Here is a 21852-nt window from a genome sequence, read left to right as displayed (position 1 = left end):
AAAAGTCTGCTTCGTTTGAAGCAGACCTAAAAATCAATTTGTATTAGAACCTAGTGAGACAAGGCGCGAGCCCCCGTAGCGTACAAAGCGTACGTGAGGGGGCGAGTAACGCCGTATCACGACGGTTATAATTCAAATTAGCCGAGAGTGACTTCGACCTTGTGGATACCCTTCGTAAAGACCGGTGCGACGTTGGAATCGATTTCCTTGCCGTCAACAACCATCTTTGCCACACCCTTGCAGACGTGGTTCGGGTTCTTCACGGTGATCTGGTAGGTAGCACCGCGGAACTTACGGGTAGCTTCGAAGCCAGCCCATGCGCTCGGGATGCAAGGATCGACAACGAGGCCATCGAAGCTTGCACGGATACCGATGATGAACTGCGTTGCAGCCTGGTACGTCCAAGAGCTAGTGCCGGAGAGCCATGCGTTACGGCCCATACCGAACTGCTTGTGTTCGTCACCGAGGATGTTCTGCGGATAGCAATACGGTTCAGATTCGAAGATGTCGAGGATGCCGTTCTTGGAAGCCGGGTTGATCTGGCAGTAGTATTCGAAAGCCTTGTCGCCACGGCCGAGAATCGTTTCGGCAATCATCACCCACGGGTTCGTGTGGAGGAAGATACCGCCGTTTTCCTTTGCTCCAGGAGGATAGGTGGAGATGCCACCGACAGCCGGTTCAAAGCCACGGTAACCCGGAGTAGAGCTCTTCACGCCGTACTTGGTGTTGAGGAGCTTGTTCAAACTGTCCATGCCCTGCACAGCGCGGTCGCCGAATGCAATGCCGGAGATGACCGGCCAAGACTGGCCGTTGCAGTAAATCTTGCCGTACTTGGCAGAGGAAACGCCGTAGCCGTTGCCGTCCTTGTCGAACCAACGAGTCCACCACTTGCCGTCCCAAGCGCTGTCGTTGAATGCCTTCTTGACATCTTCGTACCAGCCCTTGTACATTTCAACGGCTTCCTTGTCGCCGAGAGCTTCTTCAATGCCCATCATTTCGAGCAAAGCCTTTGCGTACAAAGCTGTGTTGAACGTAGATTCTGCACCGAGCGGGAGGTTCATGCAGTCGTTCCAGTCAGCAAAGCCGAGGAGCGGAAGACCGTGCTTACCGAGGTGTTCGCGAGAGAACTTGAGAGAACGCTTCAAGTGTTCGAGGACAGTGCCCTTTTCACGCTGAGCGCGCTTCTTGCCAGCTTCGTAGAACGGAATTTCCTCATCGAGGAGTTCCATCTTGCCGGTTTCTCTGAGGTAGTTAGCAACAGTGAGGACAATCCAGAGGTGGTCATCACCGTACCAGTCTGCGTAAGCCGGGTTGCCGTTTTCGTCGAGCACGCCCTTCTTTTCGCGGGAGTCACCGGCATTAGCTTCGTTGCCGTTATCTTCTTCGAGGGCGAGCGGAGCATACTGGTGCATGGCGTTACCTTCAGGACGCTGCACGGAGAGGAGGTTCTTCGTAAGAACGAGAGCTTCTTCCGGCATATGGCTCATGACGCCCATGAGGTCCTGGCTGGAGTCACGGTAACCGATACCGCGGCTGGTGCCGTAGCCCAACTGGTAGAGGGACAAGTAGCGGCTCCAGTTCTTGGTGGTGTGGCACTGACGCGGGTTGTGCACGTTCACCATGGAGTTGAATGCTGCATCCGGAGTATTCACCTGGATTGTAGAGAGGTAGTTTTCCCAGAACTTTGCGAGTTCTTCGAAAGCCTTGTCCACGTTCTTGAGATCGCGGTACTTCTTGATAGCCTTGGCTGCAACCTTGAGGCTCTGTTCCTGACCGAGCTGGGTGCAGGTACGGAAAGTCTTCTTGGCAGCGATCTTGCCAGCGTGGATCATGAGAGCTGCGATGTTGTCGCCACGGTCGCATTCGCTGTTAGCAAGTTCCTTGTTCTGGAGGCTGAGCGGATTTGCCCAGGAGCCCATTTCGTTCTGGCCGAGGAACACGCGGCGGTCGCCATCGAAGCTACCGACCTTGCAGTCTGCGGTAACATAGTTCACGGCGTAGTCGCGCTTCATGTAAGCGTACTGTTCCAAAACGACGTGGCCGTCCTTTTCCCAGTGGCCCTTGAGGGTCATGGTCTGCGGAACCCAGTCGGCGTTCGTGAGCTGCTTTTCAGCTTCGAAGTGGCTGAATTCATAAACCGGGATGATGTCCACTTCCTTAGCGCCACCGGCGATGTTGGTCACCTGGATGTCCTGGAGGAGAGTGTTGGAGCCCGTCGGGACGAAAATCGTAACCTGAACGCGGAGGCCGTAAACTTCGGCAATCCAGCGCATGTAGGAAAGACCCACGTGGCATTCCCACTTGTCGAGCTTGACGAGTGTCGGAACGTAGAACGGGGAAAAAATCTTGTAGTTCTTGCCATCCTTAACGCGGATGTAAATAGTGCTGGCCTTGAAGTCAGAGCACGGCATCTGTGCAATGTACTTGGTGATACGGTTGAGAGCCGGGTCGCCTTTGCAAACGAGAGTGCCGCCGGTCGTATCGACGATACCGCCGAAATTGAGAGTACCGACGTAGTTGCACCACTTGATCGGGGTTGCCGGGGTGGTGAGCACGTATTCTTTTGCAGCGTCATCAAAGTAGCCATACTTAGCGGCAGGAGCCTTAGCGGTCTTCTTAGCCGGAGCCTTCTTTGCAGCGCTCTTCTTCACTGTTTTTGTAGCCATTTTATCTCCGTTAGAGAGGGGGTTGTTAAAAAGTGATTTGTGGTTAGTGGCTAGTGGTTAAGACCGTAGCTCAGGAACCATTAACAATTTTTTCGCGGTAAATATAGAATTTAGACAAGAAAGTAAAAGGTTTTAAGTCTTAGGTCTTAGGCTTTAAGGCAAGTATCACGCACACAGTGTATCCTTTTTGGGCGGCTTTGCCGCTTAATGCCTCAAAGCGAAGCGACCTCAAAGGAGCAACGCCCCGAGTTCACGCCTTATTCCTCTTTCTTCTGATTAAAATCTTCAAAATCGCGGTTACCGAAATTGATATAGAAATATCCGCCAAGTTTCTGGCTGCGGACCGGGTCGCGCAAGATACCGATAGCGGCACGCACATACTTGAGTTCCACCAAAATGTGGTCACGGCTCATGCAGTTGAGGAACGGGCCTTCGGGGTAAAGAGTCGGGCGCGGTTCTTCGGCAATCATCTTTTCAAGATTTTCAATTTCCTGAACAAGTCTACGTTCATGCACTTCGAGCGTACGGATGACTTCCTTGTTCTCGGCACCGTAAAGGAACGCAAAACCAAGTGTACGCGGATCATCGTTAAAGCCGGTCAAATGCTTGAGCACTTCCTTGCGGAGAACTTCCCTACCCTTATCTGTAATGTTGAACACCATACGTTCTGGGCGGTTTCCGTCGCGTTCGGAATGACCGACAATGCATTCATTCTTTTCGAGCGTAATGAGCCTGTTATAGACAGTCGAGGTGCTAATCTTCGCCCAGCGGTCGAGTTCACGGTCACGAATTTCCGTGATGATATCATACCCACTGCGTTCGTGCTCCAAAATGAGGCCCAGCAATACAAGATCGTAACGGTTCATTGAAATTCCTTGATTTTTCGATATTCCAAGTTGGAATAATTGTCCGAAAGAAAACTACATTATTTTCGAAGAAAAGACTATTCTTGACAAAAAAATCATAAAAAAATTGATTTACATCTGAAAAACCACTTCAGAGCCCAAGCCCCATTTGCCATTTTTTCCGCAATTTAGAACAATAAACGCAATATTTAGTTTATATTTCTATTGATACGAAATGATATAGTATGGGGAGCTTTGTGCAAAACTTTCAGAAAACAAAAAAGAAAAACAGGCGACTAAAGTACTCGATAATAAGGTTCGCTCCCCTTATTCTTGTAGTCTATTGGGCCCTCGCGGCTTTTTCTACGTTCCAAAAAGAAGACAAAATAGCAGTCACGGCGCGCAATAAAGACTATATCAAAGATATCACACTTGCAATGGCAAGCAAGCTCGATGAAATTTTCTCGAACTCAGTCAAATCCATCGAAGCACTAGCAAATCTGAGCTCGGACGATGCTGAAAGCAACAGATTAAGCGGAGACTACCTCACCGCCCTCGAAAAGATGGTGCAATTCGACCACGTGCACTTCACCGACGCCACCGGTCAAACACGGACTTCATCAAACGATACAATCTATTCCGGCGACAAATGGTTCTTTAGCGAAGGAATGAACGGCAATAGCGGTATATACGTCATGATGCCCACAAACTCATCCATGGCGTACATTGTATTCTATGCGCCCGTACAAATTCAGGGAAAAGTTGTCGGCATCCTATCATCCTCATTTGATGAAAAAACAATCACAAGGCTCCTCGAATATAAAGTCTACGGCGCAAGCGCCTCAGCGGGAATAGTCAACACCGAAGGTAAAAGCTTTATTTCCCTTGAATCCATGAAAATTCAACAAACCTCGGTTCAAGGCCAAACTCGACACAGTTTCAAGAGTTTCCTTTACACTGCGCAATTTGATAACGAGAACAGGAACAACATAATTCGCGCCTACACTACCCGCACGCCTTCAAGTTATACGTTCAAAGGCGACACGGACGAAATTCATGGCTACATCGCGCCGCTCCAAACAGTTCCACTTTGCGTTTATTCAAACTTTCCGACAGAAGCAGCCAAAAGCCTCTATTCCATGGGCATAAAAGCCGGCCGAATGTTGCAATTTTTGCTCATCGTCATATTCGTGGGCTACATAATCTACCTATTGCTCATCCAGTTCTACATCAAGCGGGTTGAATCCCGCGAAAACTACTTTGCCGGCTATATCGCCAAGGCAGAAAGCGAAATCGCAAGAGCAATGATTTACGTCGATGCCGAAAACGGGACCTATGAAGACCTCTCCTCAATGGCCTTGCCATTTCCGAAAAAAGGTAACCTGGACGACCTCGAACAAGGTTTTATACAAATAAACGACGACCTGCAAAACGGAGATGATTTCAGGCATTTCTTTGAAACCGTTATTAAGGAACGCAAAATTCACAAAAGAATTTCGAGCGTCGTATTCAGAAGTACAATACCGGATGGATGCCCCGAATACTTCACGATGGCCTATATTCCTGTTCAAGTAAAATTAAACGTTGTTTATAAGGGAATTATTTTATTCCGAAACATCACGGCGGAAAAATCCAAAGAAATCGAAGCGAATCAAAAGCTTTCATTCGCATTGGCAGCCGCACGCGAAGCAAGCAAAGCCAAGACGACATTCCTGTTTAACATGTCGCACGACATCCGCACTCCGATGAACGCGGTAACCGGCTTTACCGCCATGGCCAAGAAACATCTTGACGAACCGGAAATGGTCAAGGAATACCTGGATAAAATTGACATTGCCGGCAAGCAACTGCTCTCGCTAGTGAACCAAGTGCTAGAAATGTCGCGTATCGAATCAGGGAAAATCACTCTGAAAGAACAAACATGCGACATTCAAAATGTCATTACCGCGCTCATGACAACTTATGGCACGCATGCGGAATCCAAGGGAATCCGGTTCACGGCAACAATCGCGAACGTTGAGCACAGGTTCGTCTCTATCGACAGCGACCGCATCAACCAAATTACAGCCAACATCATCGGGAACGCCATCAAATACACACTCGAAGGCGGAAGCATCAATTGCACCGTAAACGAGCACCAGTGCGACCGCGAAGGCTATGGCCTATACACCATGGTTGTCGAAGACACCGGCATCGGCATGACGCCTGAATTCCAAAAACATATTTTCGATGAATTCACCCGCGAGACGTCCACAACCGTTAGCAACATCCAAGGAACTGGCCTTGGCATGACTATCGTGAAAAAGCTCATCGACTTGATGGACGGCACAATCGATATTGAATCGCAAAAAGGCAAAGGCACCAAAATCACATTCTCCATTCCCATGAAATGGAGCAAGGAAGCGACAGCCAACGTTATCGAGAAGATTGACGTGAAACCCCAATCGCTCAAAGGCATGCGGGTACTGCTAGTCGAAGACAACGAAATGAATCGCGAAATAGCACAGGAACTTCTGGAAGAAAACGGCATTGTAGTCGATACCGCCGAAGACGGAGACATCGCAGTCCAAAAAATCCGTAATTCATCGCCGCAACAATACGAACTCATCTTGATGGACGTTCAAATGCCGCACATGAACGGTTACGACGCCACCAGAGAAATCCGTGCGCTAAACGACCCGCAAAAATCGAGCATTCCCATCATTGCCATGACAGCAAATGCGTTCGAAGAAGACAAGAAAAACGCCCTCGATGCAGGCATGAACGGCCACCTGGCAAAGCCAATCGATGTACAAAAGCTTATCCAAACACTCACAGAATTTAGATCCAACTGACAAAGTTGCAAATAATTTTTTATAATAAATAACGAATTTAAACAAGGAGATAAATATGAAAACCAAATTCTCACGCCTCACATTATCACTGTTGATTGCTGGTGCACTAGCACTTGTGACAACGACATTCACCGGTTGCTCGATTCTCAAAAAGATTCAGGCCGCTAAAGTCCTCATCAAGACAAAGATTGAATACAAGGATCTCACCTTTGATAACGTCGATGTTTACGATGACGTTATGGAACTCGTGAATAACGGCATGAACGGCTTTTTGCCGAATCCGAAAGCCATCATGTTGGTCAAGGACTTGTCTCAGAACATCATCAACAAGAATCTTGGTAACGCCAACTTTGATGTTTACCTGAACGCCAACAACACGGGCAAGGATACCTTGTGGATCAACAAGCTTCAAATCGAAATCAAGTTCGATACGCTCGTTACGGTTCCGCTTACTCTCAAGGACACCATCAGGCTTGCTCCGGGCGACAACGACCTCCACTTCAACGCAGCATTCCCGTTGGATGCAAAGATCTTCAAGTTTAAAGAAATCCAGTACTACGGCATCGCAGGCTTTATCGATGTATCCCTCACCGAAGGTGGTGAACCGGTTTCTCAGGACTTCGAAATCAAGAGAGACGTAAAGCCCGAAGATGTCGAAAAACTCCAGAACCTCGTCCGCGACAGATTGTTCGATCTTCTCGTGAACAAGTGGCTCGGAAAATTAGCTAAGTAATACAATAAAAAAACATATATGACAAAACGCAATTTTGTTCCGGAAAATTTAAATCCGGACGACGAAAAAGAAATATCAAGATTATATCGCTCCCTCTTGCAACGCGATATTCCGGTCAATAAAGACAAACTCCGCCAATGGGTTTTGGATTGGAGCGAACTCGAATCGGTACTCGGCGAAGTAAGTTCACGGCGTTATGTAGCAATGACTTGTGATACCCGCGACGAGAAGGCGTCAAAAGCCTACGAACAGTTCGTCGAAAATATTCAACCTCTCATGATTGAATACGATGACAAGCTGAACCGCAAGCTCATGGCGCACCCATCAAAGGATAGCCTTAAGGATGAATTTGGCGAATGGCTCAAGGGCGTTCAAGTTTCGCTAGACCTGTTCTCTCCGGACAATATTCCACTTGAAACCGAAGAAAACAAAGCGATTCAGGCGTACCAGAAAATCACAGGCGGCATGAGTGTCGAGTTCAACGGTGAAGTCAAGACCATGCAACAGCTCGCTGCTTACATGGAAAAGACCGACCGTGACCTCCGCGAATGCGCCTGGAGAGCCATGTGGGAACGCCGCCTTAAGGACAAGGAAGCGCTTGATAAATCTTACGACAAGTTGTTCGGTATCCGAAAACAAATTGCGAAAAATGCACACTGCAAGGATTTTATCGACTATATCTTCCTTGCAAAGCATCGCTTTGACTATACCCCGGCTGACTGCGAAAATTTCCACGAGAGCATCGAAAAGTTCGTGCTCCCGCTGCAAAAGGAAATGTACAAGCGCCGCGCCCAGAAGATGGGGCTCGACAAGTTGCGCCCTTGGGATTTAGATGTAGACCCGCTGAACAGACCGCCTCTCAAGCCGTACCAAAGTGGTGATGAACTCATCGAAAAAGTCGACAGCATTTTCGAAAGCATCCACACGCAAGCAGGCAAGTGGGCGCGAGAAATGCAGGCCAAAAAGTTGATCGACCCGGATAGCCGTTTAGGGAAAGCCCCCGGCGGTTACCAGATCGGTTTTGACGAAAGCCGCCTCCCCTTCATCTTCATGAATTCCGCAAATACGGACCGCGACATTTACACGCTGTTGCACGAATCGGGACATTCGTTCCACCAGTTTGCTCTTGCAAAGCAACCGATTTTTGCCTACCGCGATGTTCCTGCCGAATTTGCCGAAGTCGCAAGCATGAGCATGGAGCTCATCGGCATGTCGAATCTGAAGCCGTTCTACGGCGACGATCACGAAGCGATTGTCCGCAGCACCGAAGGCGAACTCGCCGATGTGATTTGGCTGTTCCCGTGGGTCGCAAGCATCGACAGTTTCCAGCACCGTCTGTACAACTTCCCGGAACATACCGCCGAAGACCGCAGCGATATTTGGAGCGAAATCATGGACCGCTACGATGCCGGAGTGGATTACAGTGGCCTTGAAGCCGTGCGCAAAAACCTTTGGCAAAAGCAGCTTCACCTGTTCGAATGCCCGTTCTATTATATAGAATACGGCATCGCACAGATTGGCGCTTTGCAAGTGTGGGCTAACTTCAAGAAGGACCCGCAGAAGGCAATTGACGATTTGTTCAAGGCCGAAAGCCTGGGCAGCAGTCGTCCGTTACCGGAACTGTTCGCTACGGCCAACATCAAGTTCGATTTCACGCCCAAGACGTTGGAGCCCTTGATGCAAGTCGTATGGGATGAACTGAGCAAATTATAAACCTGAAATTAATTAATGCTCAAGCCCGCGTCCACGCGGGCTTTATTTTACCCCAAAAACCTAAAAATTTTCACTTTTTTTTGATTTTTAGGCCCAAATCCCTTGACAAACGAAAAAAAATAAGTTATAATTGGCGCACATCCTAATGGAGGGATGGCCGAGTGGTTGAAGGCGCACGCTTGGAAAGCGTGTTTACCTTACGGTAACGAGGGTTCGAATCCCTCTCCCTCTTCTAAAAATTTTTCGAGGTACCTAATGGCTGAGTCTCAAAGAGTTTATCTTGATGATATTTATGCTAGTGAAGAATGTCAAGGCTCGGTTTTCCGTGCTGTCGTTATGATGGCTCATGAAGCCCGCTTCATTAACAATCAGTCCAAGCAAGGTTACATCCAGCTCACCCAGAAGCCCACCACTATTGCTATGAACCGTTTCAAGGAACATAAGCTCACGATGGTTGAAAAGGGCGTTAATGACGTGACTGAAGAAGCTGTAAAGGCTTCCGTTGCAGAAGTTGCTCCGACTGCAGAAGCAGTTGCTGAAGCAAGCGATGCAGCAGCCGACGCATTCTAATCTCGAAATTAAGACTTCAAAAAAGACCGCTTTCAAGCGGTCTTTTTTTTGCTTCATCGTCATACTGAGTGGCGAATAGCCACGAAGTATCCAAGGTTTTACTTGACCGAATGACGAATCAACATCCTTCACTATCGTTCAGGATGACGGGCAGAAGCGGCCTTCCCGTAGTAGGCACCGCGGGCCTTGTTTACCCGATTGCCCATGGCGTCCATCTTGATAGCCTCGCTCTTGTAAGGCCACTTCCAGAAAAAGTACGAAAGAAACTGTTTGATGAAATCCCTCCCCTTAGACATCCCAAATATACTAGGCAAGGGATGGAAAAACCCCGGCTCCAAGACCGAGGATATCTCAAACAAACAGAGCTACTTAATGGCGAGGGCCTCTTTCAATAATTCTGCAGACACTCCTTTTGAACGAAGAAAATCTTCGATTTTCTTATCGCGAGCAGCACTTTCGATTTCGTTCTTCTTGCGTTCCTGCTCGACTCCTTTTTCAACACCTTGTACAAAGCCTTGTTCAATGCCCTTTTCGACACCAGCATTGAAAAAATGCTCGCCAAACGTCTCGTAACCCTTGTTTTTCAACGCTTCCGGACTATCCATCTTGATTACCTCGCTCTTGTAAGGCCACTTCCAGAAAAAGTACGAAAGCGACTGTTTGATGAAATCCCTCCCCTCGTCGGTATTTTGCATCTTCAAAAGGTGCAGAGCCGCCTCGCGGAAAGAAACGGAGAACTTCTCGACATCCCAAATATATCTCATTGCTGTTAAAGCGACAAGGGTGATGGGAGAAAAGTCCTTCAGTTCAGCATCGTCGATAGCGTGGCCCACATCCAGAAATTCCACTTTAAAGGGATAGCCGATATCGCGGTAGTATTCGGGGTAGTCTTCAAAGCGGCCCTGCGCAAGCGGGTTCCAGCCCTTTTCGCCGTTATAGACGATGAACGCGACTACGGGCACATCCTTCTTGCGCTCTAGGAAAAGGTGATGGTAATATTCCGAAATTTGCAAGAGCACATCATCTTTGTTCGTAGATTTATGTTCAGCGATAATCCCCACGTAAAGCCCCGTAACGCCACCATTCTTGAGGTTCGCCTCAAAAACAAGGTCTGCAGAACCAGTATGTTTGTCGCTAGAGAAATTTTCCTTCGATCCACGGAGTGTCTTGAGATCAATAGTTTCAAGGAACGCCTTAAGCGTGGGGTTATGACGCGAGAAGAGCGTTAGGAGCTCCGCCATCCGCTTCGGTTCAGCAAAGGCAAACCTAAAATAACGGTCATGGACAAAGTCACTCTTGTCGTCTTTCACAGAATCGACAATGACGTTGAATTCTTTGGCGATATCGCGAATAGCGGATTCAAGCGTTCCGTTATCCTTCCTTTCATTTTCAGACATAAATTGTTCCTTTTCGCAAACATCCTGTTTGCAGGTTCTAAAATTTTTTGCGCGGAGCATAGTACCGCGAGTAAAGGAACATCCCCTACCGTTATATTAACACGCTTTTTTCATCGTTTGCATTCCTAAATTTTATGTAAAATTATTTAAACAAAAGTATAAAAAGGAGATTCCCGCTTTCGCGGGAATGACAAAAAAAAATCCCAGCTCCGAAGAGTCGGAATGTTTAGATTGCTTCGCTACGCTCGCAATGACGTGAGAAAATCGTTCGCAATGACGTGCAAGGTTCGATTGCGCAAGTATTTATAACTTGCATAAGAGAACCGACGCAGTCATGCGCTTGCACAATGACGTGCAAGTCAAGAGAAGGAGTCAACTTAACTGGATGGGGCTAAGCCCCAACCTCTTTGGCTTGGTTATAGCCATGCGAGCATGGCTGCAACGTTCGCTTTTTAAGGTAGTCTTCGGGACGAAGTCCCTCAGAATGACGAACGATTTGTCATCGTCATACAGAGTGGCGAATAGCCACGAAGTATCCAGTGAAATTTGATTTAATTGCTTTTCAAGATTCTCGACGTTACACCGCGACGAATTTGGCCGGCAGCACGCCCGAGAGCATCAAACAAACGCGATGGCACAGAAACATCCGAAATTTTATTAGGAATTCTTCGTTTGGCAATAGACACCGGCCCATCCTTTGAAGAGGAGTCCTGCCCCGCTTCTACAATTTGCCAAATGAAATCGGACTGCGGTATCGAACTTGCAGATCGAACAAACTTATTCTGAACCACATTTTTTCCAACGGCCTGCAAATAAAGTCCGCTTTTGAAATTTTTGAGGAAAAAGACATTCGACATATTTGCTCTAGGCGCGCCGGCCTTTTCAAACACGTAACGCTGGTGAGCTCCGCCGTTGTAACCATAAGTCGATGCGACAACGCCTGCCGCAGTCGATTCGTTCGGGATATCGACCACGCGGTTCCCGAGCTGGATGCGGTAAGTAACAGGATTCTCGCCTACCGAATAAATTTTCACGAAAGTCGCCGTATCAGCGCAGCTCATCAATTCAAGAGCATTGGATGACGTAATCCCCATGCAAGTTTTTTCATCAACGAGAGACACGACCCTCCCCTGCATGTAGAACGCTTCCTTGAAAATATCCTGGTACATGGCATTCACGATTTTCACGTGATTAATAAGGTCCTGTTCCGAATGGACTTCACTACGGTAATTGAGACCATACGGCCAAAAATGCTGGCTATCGCCTTTGAGTACAGCATCCGGCCCATCAATTTCCTTGATAACCTTTTGAGCCTTTTCGCCCTTGAAAACGCCCCCGCTCATCATCGACTGATATTCCGAAGTCGTCCCCATGCCCATGGTATGTGCCATCTCGTGCATGGCGGTGCCTACGTACATATAATTGCGATCCTTGCCAAAACGCAGGTCTCCATTACTGCTCGCTTCTGCAGTCGGAACGCCCGTGCTATAATAAACTTCGATATGCTTTGAAAGGTCAGAATATTTATTGTACAAATAAACCGCCGAATCCATTGCGGCTTCGATTAGCGCATAAGCTTCGCGTTCATCTTGAGTCGGATTGGCAGATTTGTTCAGATGGTATTCAACGTTGCCAGCAAAAGCACTAGACAACGGAAGCAGGAAGGAAAAAATTCCTATAAAACTTGTTTTTTTTTGAAAAATATCCATAAAAGCCCTTCCTATACACATTCTTAATTTACTCTATTCCATATATATAAGCAAGTAAAAAAGTTTTTTTGCAGATGCAAGAACTATGTAATAAACCAAAATGTAATTTTAGCGCGGATTATTAATCATAGGAGAAGCCCCAATGAAGGCTAAATTATTCGCATGTTCTTTAACGCTCGCACTTGCGGCCCTTACCGGTTGCTCGGGAAGCCAGAGCGGAATCAACCGTTCCCTTGGACAAGCCGATGCAACGCGCTCTCTCGTCAATGAAAACAAGCTCGATGCAAGCATGACATCGAACTCGTACTCTAAACTTGTCGCAGCCAAGGCCCTGAAAGAAGACGGTAAAATCGAAGAAGCCCAAGCGCTTGCAGAACAGAGCGAACTCGAAATGCGACTCGCCATAGCCAAATCCGAAAACGAAAAGGCTAAAAACGAAGACAAGAAACTCGAAGAATCTCTCCGCGCCGATGAAGAACGCAAGGTCTTGTACCAGAGCATTCTCGAAAAGGAAACCAAGAAGTAAGGAGCCGCATAGATGAAGACGATTAAGATTTTGACACTCGGCGCCCTCGCCGCTTCCATGAGTTTTGCAGCAGACACACCTTCTGTTACGCCTGTTGACCAGTGCAGACTCGCCCTCGACAATGCAAAAACCAATTTGCCGTCCAATGCTTACGCAGCAAAGCTTACGCTTGCCGAAGGCTATGGCACACTCAATGCTCTCGAAACGATTTATGCAGACGACGATGAATCCAAGCTGATTCCGACATTCTTGGAAAACTGCCAAAAATACGCAGAAATTGCAAAACTCCAGGGTGAAACCCAAGCTATCCAGAACCACATTGCAGAAAACTGGGAAAAGCGCGCTGCCACAAACCGCACCATCGAAGCTATCCAGGAACAGATTGGCGAAGCACGTAGCGGTAAGGTTTCGGACCTCGAAGCCGAAAAGCAGGCCATCAAGGCCCAGAAGGACAAGCTCGAAGCCAGCAAAAACGAAGCTATGGACAAGTTAAACGCCCTCCAGTCCCAGATGATCCAGGTGACGAAGGACGCTCGCGGTATCATCCTTTCGATGTCCGACATTTTGTTCGACGTGGGCCGTGCCACCCTGAAGACCGACCTCATGACAAGCCTTGCCAAGATTGCCGGTATCCTCTCCGTTTACCAGCAGTTTGACGTGTCCATCGAAGGCAACACCGACAATACCGGTTCCGAAGAATTCAACATGACGCTTTCTCAGCAGCGTGCCGAAAACGTGATGAACTTCCTCGTGGAACAGGGCATTGCCGAAACACGCCTCACCGCCAAGGGTCTTGGTATGACCATGCCGATTGCCGACAACTCCACCAAGGAAGGTCGCCAGAAGAACCGCCGCGTGGATCTCGTTATCACGGACCGTACGCAGAAAGTGAAGTAGATTATAGGTTATAGGTGACAGGTCTTAGGAGAATAGAGTCGCACTCATAGTGCGTTTAAAAAATGGTGACAAGCCACAATTATTTGCCTAAAACCTAAAACCTAACCCCTAAACCCTTAAATATTTTTCTAGATTTAGGCACGTAACTTTTAAACCGGCGGCGCAAGTCGCCAATCAAAAACAAGAGGTAAAACAAATGGCAGTTTCTTACAAGGAACTCGGCTTGGTTAACACCAAGGAAATGTTTGCTAAGGCAGTTAAGGGTGGCTATGCTATCCCGGCTTTCAACTTCAACACCATGGAACAGATGCAGGCTATCGTGCAGGCCGCCGTTGAAACCAAGTCTCCGGTGATCATGCAGGTCTCTAAGGGTGCTCGTAACTACGCTAACGGCACCATCCTCCGCTACATGGCTCAGGGTGCTGTTGAATACGCCAAGGAACTCGGCTGCGCAAATCCGCAGATCGTGCTCCACCTCGACCACGGTGACTCTTTCGAACTCTGCAAGGACTGCATCGACAACGGTTTCTCTTCCGTGATGATCGACGGTTCTGCTCTTCCGTACGAAGAAAACATCGCCCTCACCAAGAAGGTTGTTGAATACGCTCACGCTCACGACGTGACCGTCGAAGCTGAACTCGGCGTGCTCGCCGGTGTGGAAGACGAAGTCCAGGCTGAAGAATCCCACTACACCAAGCCGGAAGAAGTGATTGACTTCGCTACCCGTACGGGCTGCGACTCCCTCGCTATCTCCATCGGTACCAGCCACGGTGCATACAAGTTCAAGCCGGAACAGTGCACTCGCGACCCGAAGACTGGCAAGCTCGTTCCGCCTCCCCTGGCATTCGACGTGCTCCACGCCATTGAAAAGAAGCTCCCGGGCTTCCCGATCGTTCTCCACGGTTCTTCTTCTGTCCCGCAGGACGAAGTTGACACCATCAACGCCCACGGCGGTAAGCTCCCGGATGCAGTCGGTATTCCGGAAGAACAGCTCCGCGAAGCTTCTCGCTCTGCTGTCTGCAAGATCAACATCGACTCTGACAGCCGTCTCGCTATGACTGCCGCTATCCGTAAGTATTTCGACGAACATCCGGAACACTTCGACCCGCGCCAGTACCTCAAGCCGGCTCGTGAAAACATGAAGAAGATGTACATGCACAAGATCGTGGATGTGCTCGGCTCCAACGACAAGCTGTAATGTTTGCCCTTCGACAGGCTCAGGGACCTTCAAGGTCGGTGAGCTTGCCGAACCGAAAAGCTTAAAAGCACCTCGGAATTTCCGGGGTGTTTTTTTATATTTACGCCCATGAAAAAAATATTCTTTGTTTTATGCGCCTTGATTCTTACAAATTGCGCCACGCCAACGGTTACCATAAAGAGATATAGAAATCTTCCCTCACATTCGGAAACAGTTCATATTTATAATCAAACAGAGAAACCTGAACAAGAGTATCTTGTTATAGGTTCAACATCTTTCAATAAAGATGAGGAAACTTTCGCATGTAGCTCTTATGAAATGATAAGTTCTTTTGCAGACGCATGCCGTTACATTGGTGGCGACGCTGTTATGATTACAGAAATGTTGGAGCCAGACGGAACAACCTGTTTCCGGGGAACTGCGGATATTATAAAATTTATTAAAGAAGACAGCTATGCCAAAATTTCAAAGAAAATTGTAAAAGAATACCCTCCAATTCCAGATTCACAAGCAATTACAACATATTCAAAATCGGAAAAGCCCACTCAAGACTATCAAGTTCTTGGATTTATGGATTTTGAAGATACAGGAAAAACATTTATTTGCGATTCAACAGAAATGATTGAAGCGTTCACAAAAGAATGCCGTCAAATTGGTGGCGAAGCCGTTCAAATAACGGATATAAAAGTTCCTAACGAAAATAGTACCTGTTATCAAGGCTCCGCAAACTTTATAAAATTTTTCGAACAACCAAAAGCTCCTGCAATAACATCATCATCTTCACCAACAACAGCAGCATCGTCATCTTCGAAATCTGAAGACAAAATAGAAAACAATACACCTCCAGCAACTCCAACTCAAATTAAAAAAGCAACCCCAAGTCACACTATATATGTCGCCGTTCTAGAGACGGTCTCACATAGCGTGATAAAACAAAACGAGAACTTATATCTAACAGATGTTCTTCGTGAAGTAGCAAGAAGAGTTTTACCCACCAAAGCAAATTATTTGATAATGACAAGAGAAAACATTTTAGCGATGTTGCCACCTGACAAGTCCATTGAAGAATGTGAAGGAGGGTGTATCGTTGAAACTGGGAGAAATATTTCCGCCGATTATGTTGCACAAGCACGTATAAATACTTATGGTTCTAAAATCACGATAGGCGTAGAACTGTATCATACGGCAACGGGCAATTTAATATCGAGTTTTAACGCAAAGAGCGATGATCTCGACAATCTCGAAAAAGAAATTCGTGAAAAAGCCCCAGACATGTTTAGCGAAATTAAAGTTCTAGAAGCAACAGAGAAATAATCATGATTTGTCCTCATTGTGGCGCCGAACTGAAAGAAAACGCAACATTCTGCCCCCATTGCGGGAGCGACAAGAACACCGGCTGGAAAGAAGGCGCAGAATACAGCGACCTAGACCTCCCCGACTACGATGAAATCATCGAAAACGAATTCGGGGAAAAGAAGAAAAAGGCTAGTCCGCTCGCCGTAGCGGCAGCCATCATCGTTGCACTTGCATTTATCGCAACAATGATTTTCTAATAAAACGAGATGGAGTTGCCCGTTCGGAGACGGGCATGACATTCTAATCGCTAGATGTCAACGTTTCTTCGAGGCGCTTGAGAGTTGTTTCAGCGGTCGTAAAGTCATAATCGTCTATTTGGTTATGCAATTTTTGCAGTAGTGTATCTTGTTCCTGCGTAAACATGATTTCGTCAAGCGATTCGAAAATGCGCTTACAAGTAGTCAAAGAACAAGATTCTATCGCAGGCCTGAGTTCTTCAATCGCTTTCGCAAGTTTGCTTGATGCTTCTGGGTCAACATGTTTAATAACCACAGCCGAATTCGACTGTTCCGAAGCAATATTCTGCATGACAACTTTCAAGTCATCAATCAGTTCTTCCAAAGCTTTTTCAAACGCATGGAACTCACTGTAATTCTGTTCCTTCTTGAGTAACGAATTTTCAAGCATCACGCCAAGCGTTTGTACATGATACGAACCGATAGTTCCGCAAAGTCCCTTAATCGTATGCACTATGCGTGTCGATTCTTCATAGTCGACATTTTCAAAAGTCTTTTTCAGCCTTTGCACTTCACCGCTATAATCGCGCACAAAGCCCTGTATAATCTTGAAGTACAAATTCTTGTTGTCATTTGCGTGGTAAAGTCCTGCTGCAGCATCGAAATTGCGTACTTTCTGGAACATGGCAACAATATTATCATCGGCATTTGACGGTGTTGTTGCAGGTTCATTTTCGCTTGGTGCTATCGGCATCTTATCGGCAACCGGCAAATACTTTGCAAGTTCGGCGTAAAGCATTTTCGGGTCAATCGGCTTTGCAATATAGGAGTTCATGCCTGCGCTAATGCAATCGTCCCTGTCTTTTTGGAATGCCTTTGCACTCATAGCAATAATCGGCACGGTCTTGAAATATTCATCAGAACGACTGCGGATAGCCCTCGTTGCATCGAGGCCGTTCATTTCTGGCATCTGGATATCCATCAACACCAAATCAAAAGCATCAATTTTCAGCAAATCCAGTGCAATTTTACCATTAGCCGCAACCATTGTAGCAAGGCCTACGCTGTTCAAAAGCGACACAGCCAATTCTTGGTTCATTTGGTTGTCTTCGACAAGGAGAATCTTTCCTTCCTTGAAGAAAATCTTGTTCTTTTCGGTCTTTACCGCCTTTTGATAGGTAAGCTTTTGTTCGAACGCTTCTTGCATGGAACTGAGCAAGGAACTAATCTGCAACGGTTTTGCAACGCAGCTGTTATAACCAATTTCTTCGGCAAGGTGGTAATTTTTCTCGTCAAAGTGAATCGGGTGCATGAGAATTTTCGGAATTTTTCTCATTTTAAGCGGAAGGCCCTGCACAAAATCAATTCCGTTCACAATCGGCATCTGATAATCGACAATGAAAAGATCGTACGGACTCTCGCCCGCTTCTTCGTGCGCCTGGATCAAGTCAAGAGCTTCGTCGACAGAAGCTGCTTCTTCAACAACACAGCGCAACTTGGTCAGGTAATGCCTCAACACATCGCGAAGCCTGCTGCAATCATCAATGAGCAAGACATTCTTATTCCTGAATGTATTGACAGATTTCCATTTTGGTACCGTTGCCTGAGGAGCAATTGCAAGCATAATGGTAAAGAAGAATCTGGAACCTCTTCCATATTCACTTTCGACTTGCAATTGGCCGCCCATCAATTCAACAAGCGATTTCGAAATCACAAGTCCAAGACCCGTTCCACCATACTTACGCGTAATAGAGCCATCAGCCTGCGTAAAAGCATTAAAGAGATGGTGCAACTGTTCGTTCGTCATGCCAATACCGGTATCAATCACGCTGAACGAAAGTTTTACGTTATTTCCAATAACTTGTTCTTGCTTTATTTTTAGAGTTATGCTGCCGCTTTCAGTAAACTTGGTAGCATTGTTGATGAGATTCGTAAAAATCTGGGATAGACGCAACGGGTCGCCCATCAAGACTTCAGGAATTTCAGGATCCACATCGACAATCAATTCGATGGGACGCCCAGCAATACGCACTTCGGCCAGGGCGGCCACTTCACCAATAATATCTTGCAGCACAAGTTGCGTAATTTCAAGGTCTTGCTTGTTCGCTTCGATCTTAGAAAAATCTAGAATATTATTTATGATTCCGAGTAGCGATGTTGCGGCATGGCTAATGCGTTCGATAAAGCCTTGCTGGCGTTCATCAAGCTGCGTTTCTTGAATCAAGTGAGCCATACCGATAATGGCATTCATCGGCGTGCGGATTTCATGACTCATGTTCGCAAGGAATTCGCTCTTGGCCTGCGTTGCACGTTCTGCAATTTCACGAGCGGCAACAACTTCCGAAATATCAATCATCGAAAGCATATAGCCCACAATTGAATCCTGAACCTTGAGCGTACAAGCTTCACCACGGAACCACGTATCCGTATGCGAATTGAGCGTCTGGAGCATAAACGTATCTTTCCAAACCCCCTGTTCATCAAAAGCCTTTTGCAAAGATGCGACAACGTTTTCGGGCATCCCGCATTTGGGCATATTCTCAAGCGATTGGCCAATCACATCTTTCCAGTCCACGACAAGGTAATCGGCAAGTTGCTTGGACATATACATGATTTTGCGATTTTTGTCAAAAATCACAAGAATTGAATTACCTGCCGAAAGCATAATCGTATCAAGAATCGTATCTTTCTGAATACCGCTAGTTTCATCGTAAATGAGGAACAAATAACGAATCGAACCGTCATCTTCGACAAGGAACTGGAAAATCACCTTCCACCAGGCATCTTCACCCGTGCAACTTCTGACCGGAACAATAATCTGTCGTTCGCTAGCATGCATTTTGCCGCCCTTCGAAACTTTATAGACAAATTTCTTAAACTGATCCGAGCGGAAGAATTTCCACAAGATTTCGCCACGGATATCATTACCGTTATTGAAGAAATCCGAGAAATAGGCACTGGCATGAAGAATATCAAACGTATCGTTCGTCAGTATAATTCTAAAGTTATCGCTTCCCAAAAGCGTTTCGAACATGGTACTCGAACTCACACTTTCGTTCAAGTCTTTCTGGATAAACAGCTTGAAGAGGAACCGGACAATCAACCAAGTGACAAAGATTAGCGCCAATACAACAAGAGCCACAACAAAGATAATCGCATATAAGTTTTCCTGGACCTTTGCGACAACCTTATTTTTCTGAACCACATGAACCACATAGAAAGGAACACCCTTCAGAGGCATGACCATAAAAATCAACTTACGGTTTTCGACATCAGTCTTTTCAAAACGAGTCACATTCTCGGTCGACAAGCTTTCAAACTGAATATCATCTTGGACAAGGTGTAAAAGGCCCGCCACCGTATCCGCTACAATTTTATGGAGACTAGTCTCGTACGGGAAATACGTAAACAAACTATCATTTTCGGAACCCACGAGCATTGTAATGCCGCCTTCCACCTTTGCAAATTCACTCATCAATTGACGAACCTTTTGCAAATCAATGTCTTGGGCAACGGCTCCCATAAAAACCCGATTCTTGTCCCAAAGCGGATATGAATACGTGAGCACTCGCTTCTTGGCCATATTGTTTATTTCAGGGCCTGTTATAGCAAGTCCCTTGTGCCTTGAAGCTTCCAAATACCATGTCTTTATGCGGAATTCTTTTTTGCCTTCGTCAAGCTTAAAATCCCTAGCCGAAACAAACTTGCCATTACGATTGCCGTAATACGTATCGACAACATAAGGCGATGACTGCTGGTGCTTTTTTAAAGCCTTCTTGATTTCAGATTCTTTTGTATGCTGTAGAATTAAAGGCAACGGCTTAAATTGTTTTTCAAAGCGGCTGAAAAACAATTCAAGGTCCTGTACAGTCTTGTCCTGAAACTTGGATTCCGACGAACTGTACGAAGAAGAAATAAGAGTAGACTTGAGATAGTTCGAAAATACAAACACCAGCACGATGGTAAATACGAGCATCGGTATGGTGTAAACGAGCGAAATACGCCAACTGAGGTGGCGTTTCTTTTCATTTAACGGACTATGCGTCAATCCCTACATTCCTCGGAAGAAGATGTGTCTTTGAATTCCTCGTATATTTCAGGCAACTGGTCTGCAATCGCTAAAAAGGCATCGACAACATCCGGATCGAACTGGGTTCCACGGCCCTTGATAATTTCGCTTACAGCAACATTGTGCGGATACGGATCTTTATACGGACGTTTCGACACAAGCGCATCATAAACATCAGCAACAGCCATGATTCGTGCGCCAATAGGAATATCGTCTTTTTTCTTGTGGTTCGGGTAGCCTTCGCCATTCCAGTATTCATGGTGGCCTAGCGCCATTTCGGCTGCAATCCGCACCATCGGGTTATCATGAAGTTCCTTGGTCGCTTCTTGTAAAACGTCGTAGCCCATTTGCGGATGTTGCATCATGACTTCGCGTTCGTCCTGCGTCAAGGATCCCGGTTTGCGCAAAATACGGTCATGAATGCCGACCTTGCCAATATCATGAAGCGGTGCGGCCGTTGCAAGGTTATCGATAAATTCCGATGTAATGGTATTGGTGTACTTAGGATTCTTGCTGAGTTCTTCAGCAACACGCTGTACAATGATTTGGGTGCGCTTGATATGTTCACCGGTTTCTGGATCGCGATATTCCGCCAGAGAACCAAGGCTTGTAAGCATAACTTTCAGCGTTTTGCGCAGGTCAGCAGTTTTTTCATCTACAAGTTCGTGCAAATGGTCGCGCTGTTGTTTCAACTGGAGCTGGTTCTTGATTCGAAGCGTCACAAGAGCTGGGTTAAACGGCTTAGTAATGTAATCAACGGCCCCGAGATCTAACCCAATCTGTTCACTCTTGCTATCGGCCTTTGCCGTCAAGAAAATAACCGGAATACCCTGCAAGATATTCTTTTCGCGCATAATCCTCAATGTTTCGTAGCCATCCATTTCAGGCATCATCACATCGAGCAAAATTAAATCAGGCTTAACCTTCTCCGTAAGTTCAATAGCTTTCTTTCCATTAAGCGCCACACAGACGTCATAATCATTAGATAAAATACCCTCTAACACATCAATATTCGTCTTGGTGTCATCAACAACTAAAATTTTCAAGCGGGAACGTTCCATATTCAAAATATAAGTACAAAAAACCAGATATTACAACTCATTTTATTGCATTATAGAACATAAAATAGACTTATTTTGGCCTATGGATTATTTCACAAAGGT

Annotated in this window: 16 protein-coding genes and 1 tRNA gene; 10 read left to right on the top strand and 7 right to left on the bottom strand. The window is 46.5% G+C overall.

Annotation, left to right across the window (positions count from 1 at the left end; all coding sequences use genetic code 11):
• Positions 1-137 precede the first annotated feature (137 nt).
• Together BUA34_RS08875 and BUA34_RS08870 are read right to left on the bottom strand one after the other, a co-directional pair.
• Positions 138-2666, bottom strand: a complete 2529-nt coding sequence (locus BUA34_RS08875; protein ID WP_072828487.1) for a glycoside hydrolase family 94 protein — start codon at positions 2664-2666, stop codon at positions 138-140.
• A gap of 257 nt (positions 2667-2923) precedes the next feature.
• A complete protein-coding gene (locus BUA34_RS08870; protein ID WP_072828485.1) occupies positions 2924-3532 on the bottom strand; it encodes a PadR family transcriptional regulator in 609 nt (202 codons plus the stop codon).
• A gap of 416 nt (positions 3533-3948) precedes the next feature.
• On the opposite strand from BUA34_RS08870, the gene BUA34_RS08865 reads away from it, so the two are divergent.
• The 5 genes from BUA34_RS08865 (at position 3949) to BUA34_RS08845 (ending at position 9361) form a co-directional block, all read left to right on the top strand.
• Entirely contained in the window at positions 3949-6345 is a 2397-nt protein-coding gene (locus tag BUA34_RS08865) for a response regulator (RefSeq protein ID WP_175545438.1), read from the top strand.
• Between the two features lie 55 nt (positions 6346-6400).
• Positions 6401-7078: a hypothetical protein gene (locus BUA34_RS08860; protein ID WP_072828472.1), complete on the top strand. Its 678-nt coding sequence runs from the start codon at positions 6401-6403 to the stop codon at positions 7076-7078.
• A gap of 18 nt (positions 7079-7096) precedes the next feature.
• Positions 7097-8791 carry a M3 family oligoendopeptidase gene (locus BUA34_RS08855; protein WP_072828470.1) on the top strand — a complete coding sequence of 565 codons (1695 nt, stop codon included), beginning with the start codon at positions 7097-7099 and terminating at the stop codon, positions 8789-8791.
• A gap of 147 nt (positions 8792-8938) precedes the next feature.
• Positions 8939-9023, top strand: a tRNA-Ser gene (locus BUA34_RS08850).
• A gap of 23 nt (positions 9024-9046) precedes the next feature.
• The gene (locus BUA34_RS08845; RefSeq protein ID WP_072828464.1) at positions 9047-9361 is read left to right on the top strand and encodes a hypothetical protein; all 315 of its coding nucleotides are present in this window, start codon (positions 9047-9049) and stop codon (positions 9359-9361) included.
• A gap of 131 nt (positions 9362-9492) precedes the next feature.
• Here the strand turns inward: BUA34_RS08845 and BUA34_RS15895 are convergent, their stop codons facing one another.
• The 3 genes from BUA34_RS15895 to BUA34_RS08830 all read right to left on the bottom strand — a co-directional run bounded on the left by BUA34_RS15895 (position 9493) and on the right by BUA34_RS08830 (position 12467).
• Entirely contained in the window at positions 9493-9657 is a 165-nt protein-coding gene (locus BUA34_RS15895; protein ID WP_175545437.1) for a hypothetical protein, read from the bottom strand.
• A gap of 69 nt (positions 9658-9726) precedes the next feature.
• Entirely contained in the window at positions 9727-10758 is a 1032-nt protein-coding gene (locus BUA34_RS08835; protein ID WP_175545436.1) for an Rpn family recombination-promoting nuclease/putative transposase, read from the bottom strand.
• 551 nt (positions 10759-11309) lie between these two features.
• Entirely contained in the window at positions 11310-12467 is a 1158-nt protein-coding gene (locus BUA34_RS08830) for an RICIN domain-containing protein (protein ID WP_072828458.1), read from the bottom strand.
• Between the two features lie 142 nt (positions 12468-12609).
• Here BUA34_RS08830 and BUA34_RS08825 point away from each other — a divergent pair, with 142 nt between their 5' ends.
• The 5 genes from BUA34_RS08825 (at position 12610) to BUA34_RS08805 (ending at position 16641) form a co-directional block, all read left to right on the top strand.
• Positions 12610-12993 (top strand): hypothetical protein, encoded by a 384-nt coding sequence (locus BUA34_RS08825; protein WP_072828456.1) that lies wholly within the window; start codon positions 12610-12612, stop codon positions 12991-12993.
• Between the two features lie 12 nt (positions 12994-13005).
• Positions 13006-13890, top strand: coding sequence for an OmpA family protein (locus BUA34_RS08820; RefSeq protein ID WP_254794401.1), 885 nt, complete (start codon positions 13006-13008; stop codon positions 13888-13890).
• 196 nt (positions 13891-14086) lie between these two features.
• The gene (locus BUA34_RS08815) at positions 14087-15088 is read left to right on the top strand and encodes a class II fructose-bisphosphate aldolase (RefSeq protein ID WP_072828454.1); all 1002 of its coding nucleotides are present in this window, start codon (positions 14087-14089) and stop codon (positions 15086-15088) included.
• Between the two features lie 108 nt (positions 15089-15196).
• Positions 15197-16402, top strand: coding sequence for a hypothetical protein (locus tag BUA34_RS08810; RefSeq protein ID WP_072828452.1), 1206 nt, complete (start codon positions 15197-15199; stop codon positions 16400-16402).
• A 2-nt stretch (positions 16403-16404) separates the two neighbouring features.
• Positions 16405-16641, top strand: a complete 237-nt coding sequence (locus BUA34_RS08805; RefSeq protein ID WP_072828450.1) for a zinc ribbon domain-containing protein — start codon at positions 16405-16407, stop codon at positions 16639-16641.
• A 43-nt stretch (positions 16642-16684) separates the two neighbouring features.
• Here the strand turns inward: BUA34_RS08805 and BUA34_RS08800 are convergent, their stop codons facing one another.
• Both BUA34_RS08800 and BUA34_RS08795 read right to left on the bottom strand, forming a co-directional pair.
• On the bottom strand, positions 16685-20668 hold the full coding sequence (locus tag BUA34_RS08800; protein WP_072828448.1) for a response regulator: 3984 nt from the start codon (positions 20666-20668) through the stop codon (positions 16685-16687).
• Positions 20665-21750 (bottom strand): HD-GYP domain-containing protein, encoded by a 1086-nt coding sequence (locus BUA34_RS08795; protein WP_072828446.1) that lies wholly within the window; start codon positions 21748-21750, stop codon positions 20665-20667. Before BUA34_RS08795 ends, BUA34_RS08800 begins: the two co-directional genes overlap by 4 nt.
• Positions 21751-21852 lie beyond the last annotated feature (102 nt).

The sequence above is a fragment of the Fibrobacter sp. UWB12 genome (assembly GCF_900142485.1).
In the GTDB taxonomy this organism is placed as follows: Bacteria; Fibrobacterota; Fibrobacteria; order Fibrobacterales; family Fibrobacteraceae; genus Fibrobacter.
This window is presented reverse-complemented; position numbering and strand designations above follow the sequence as displayed.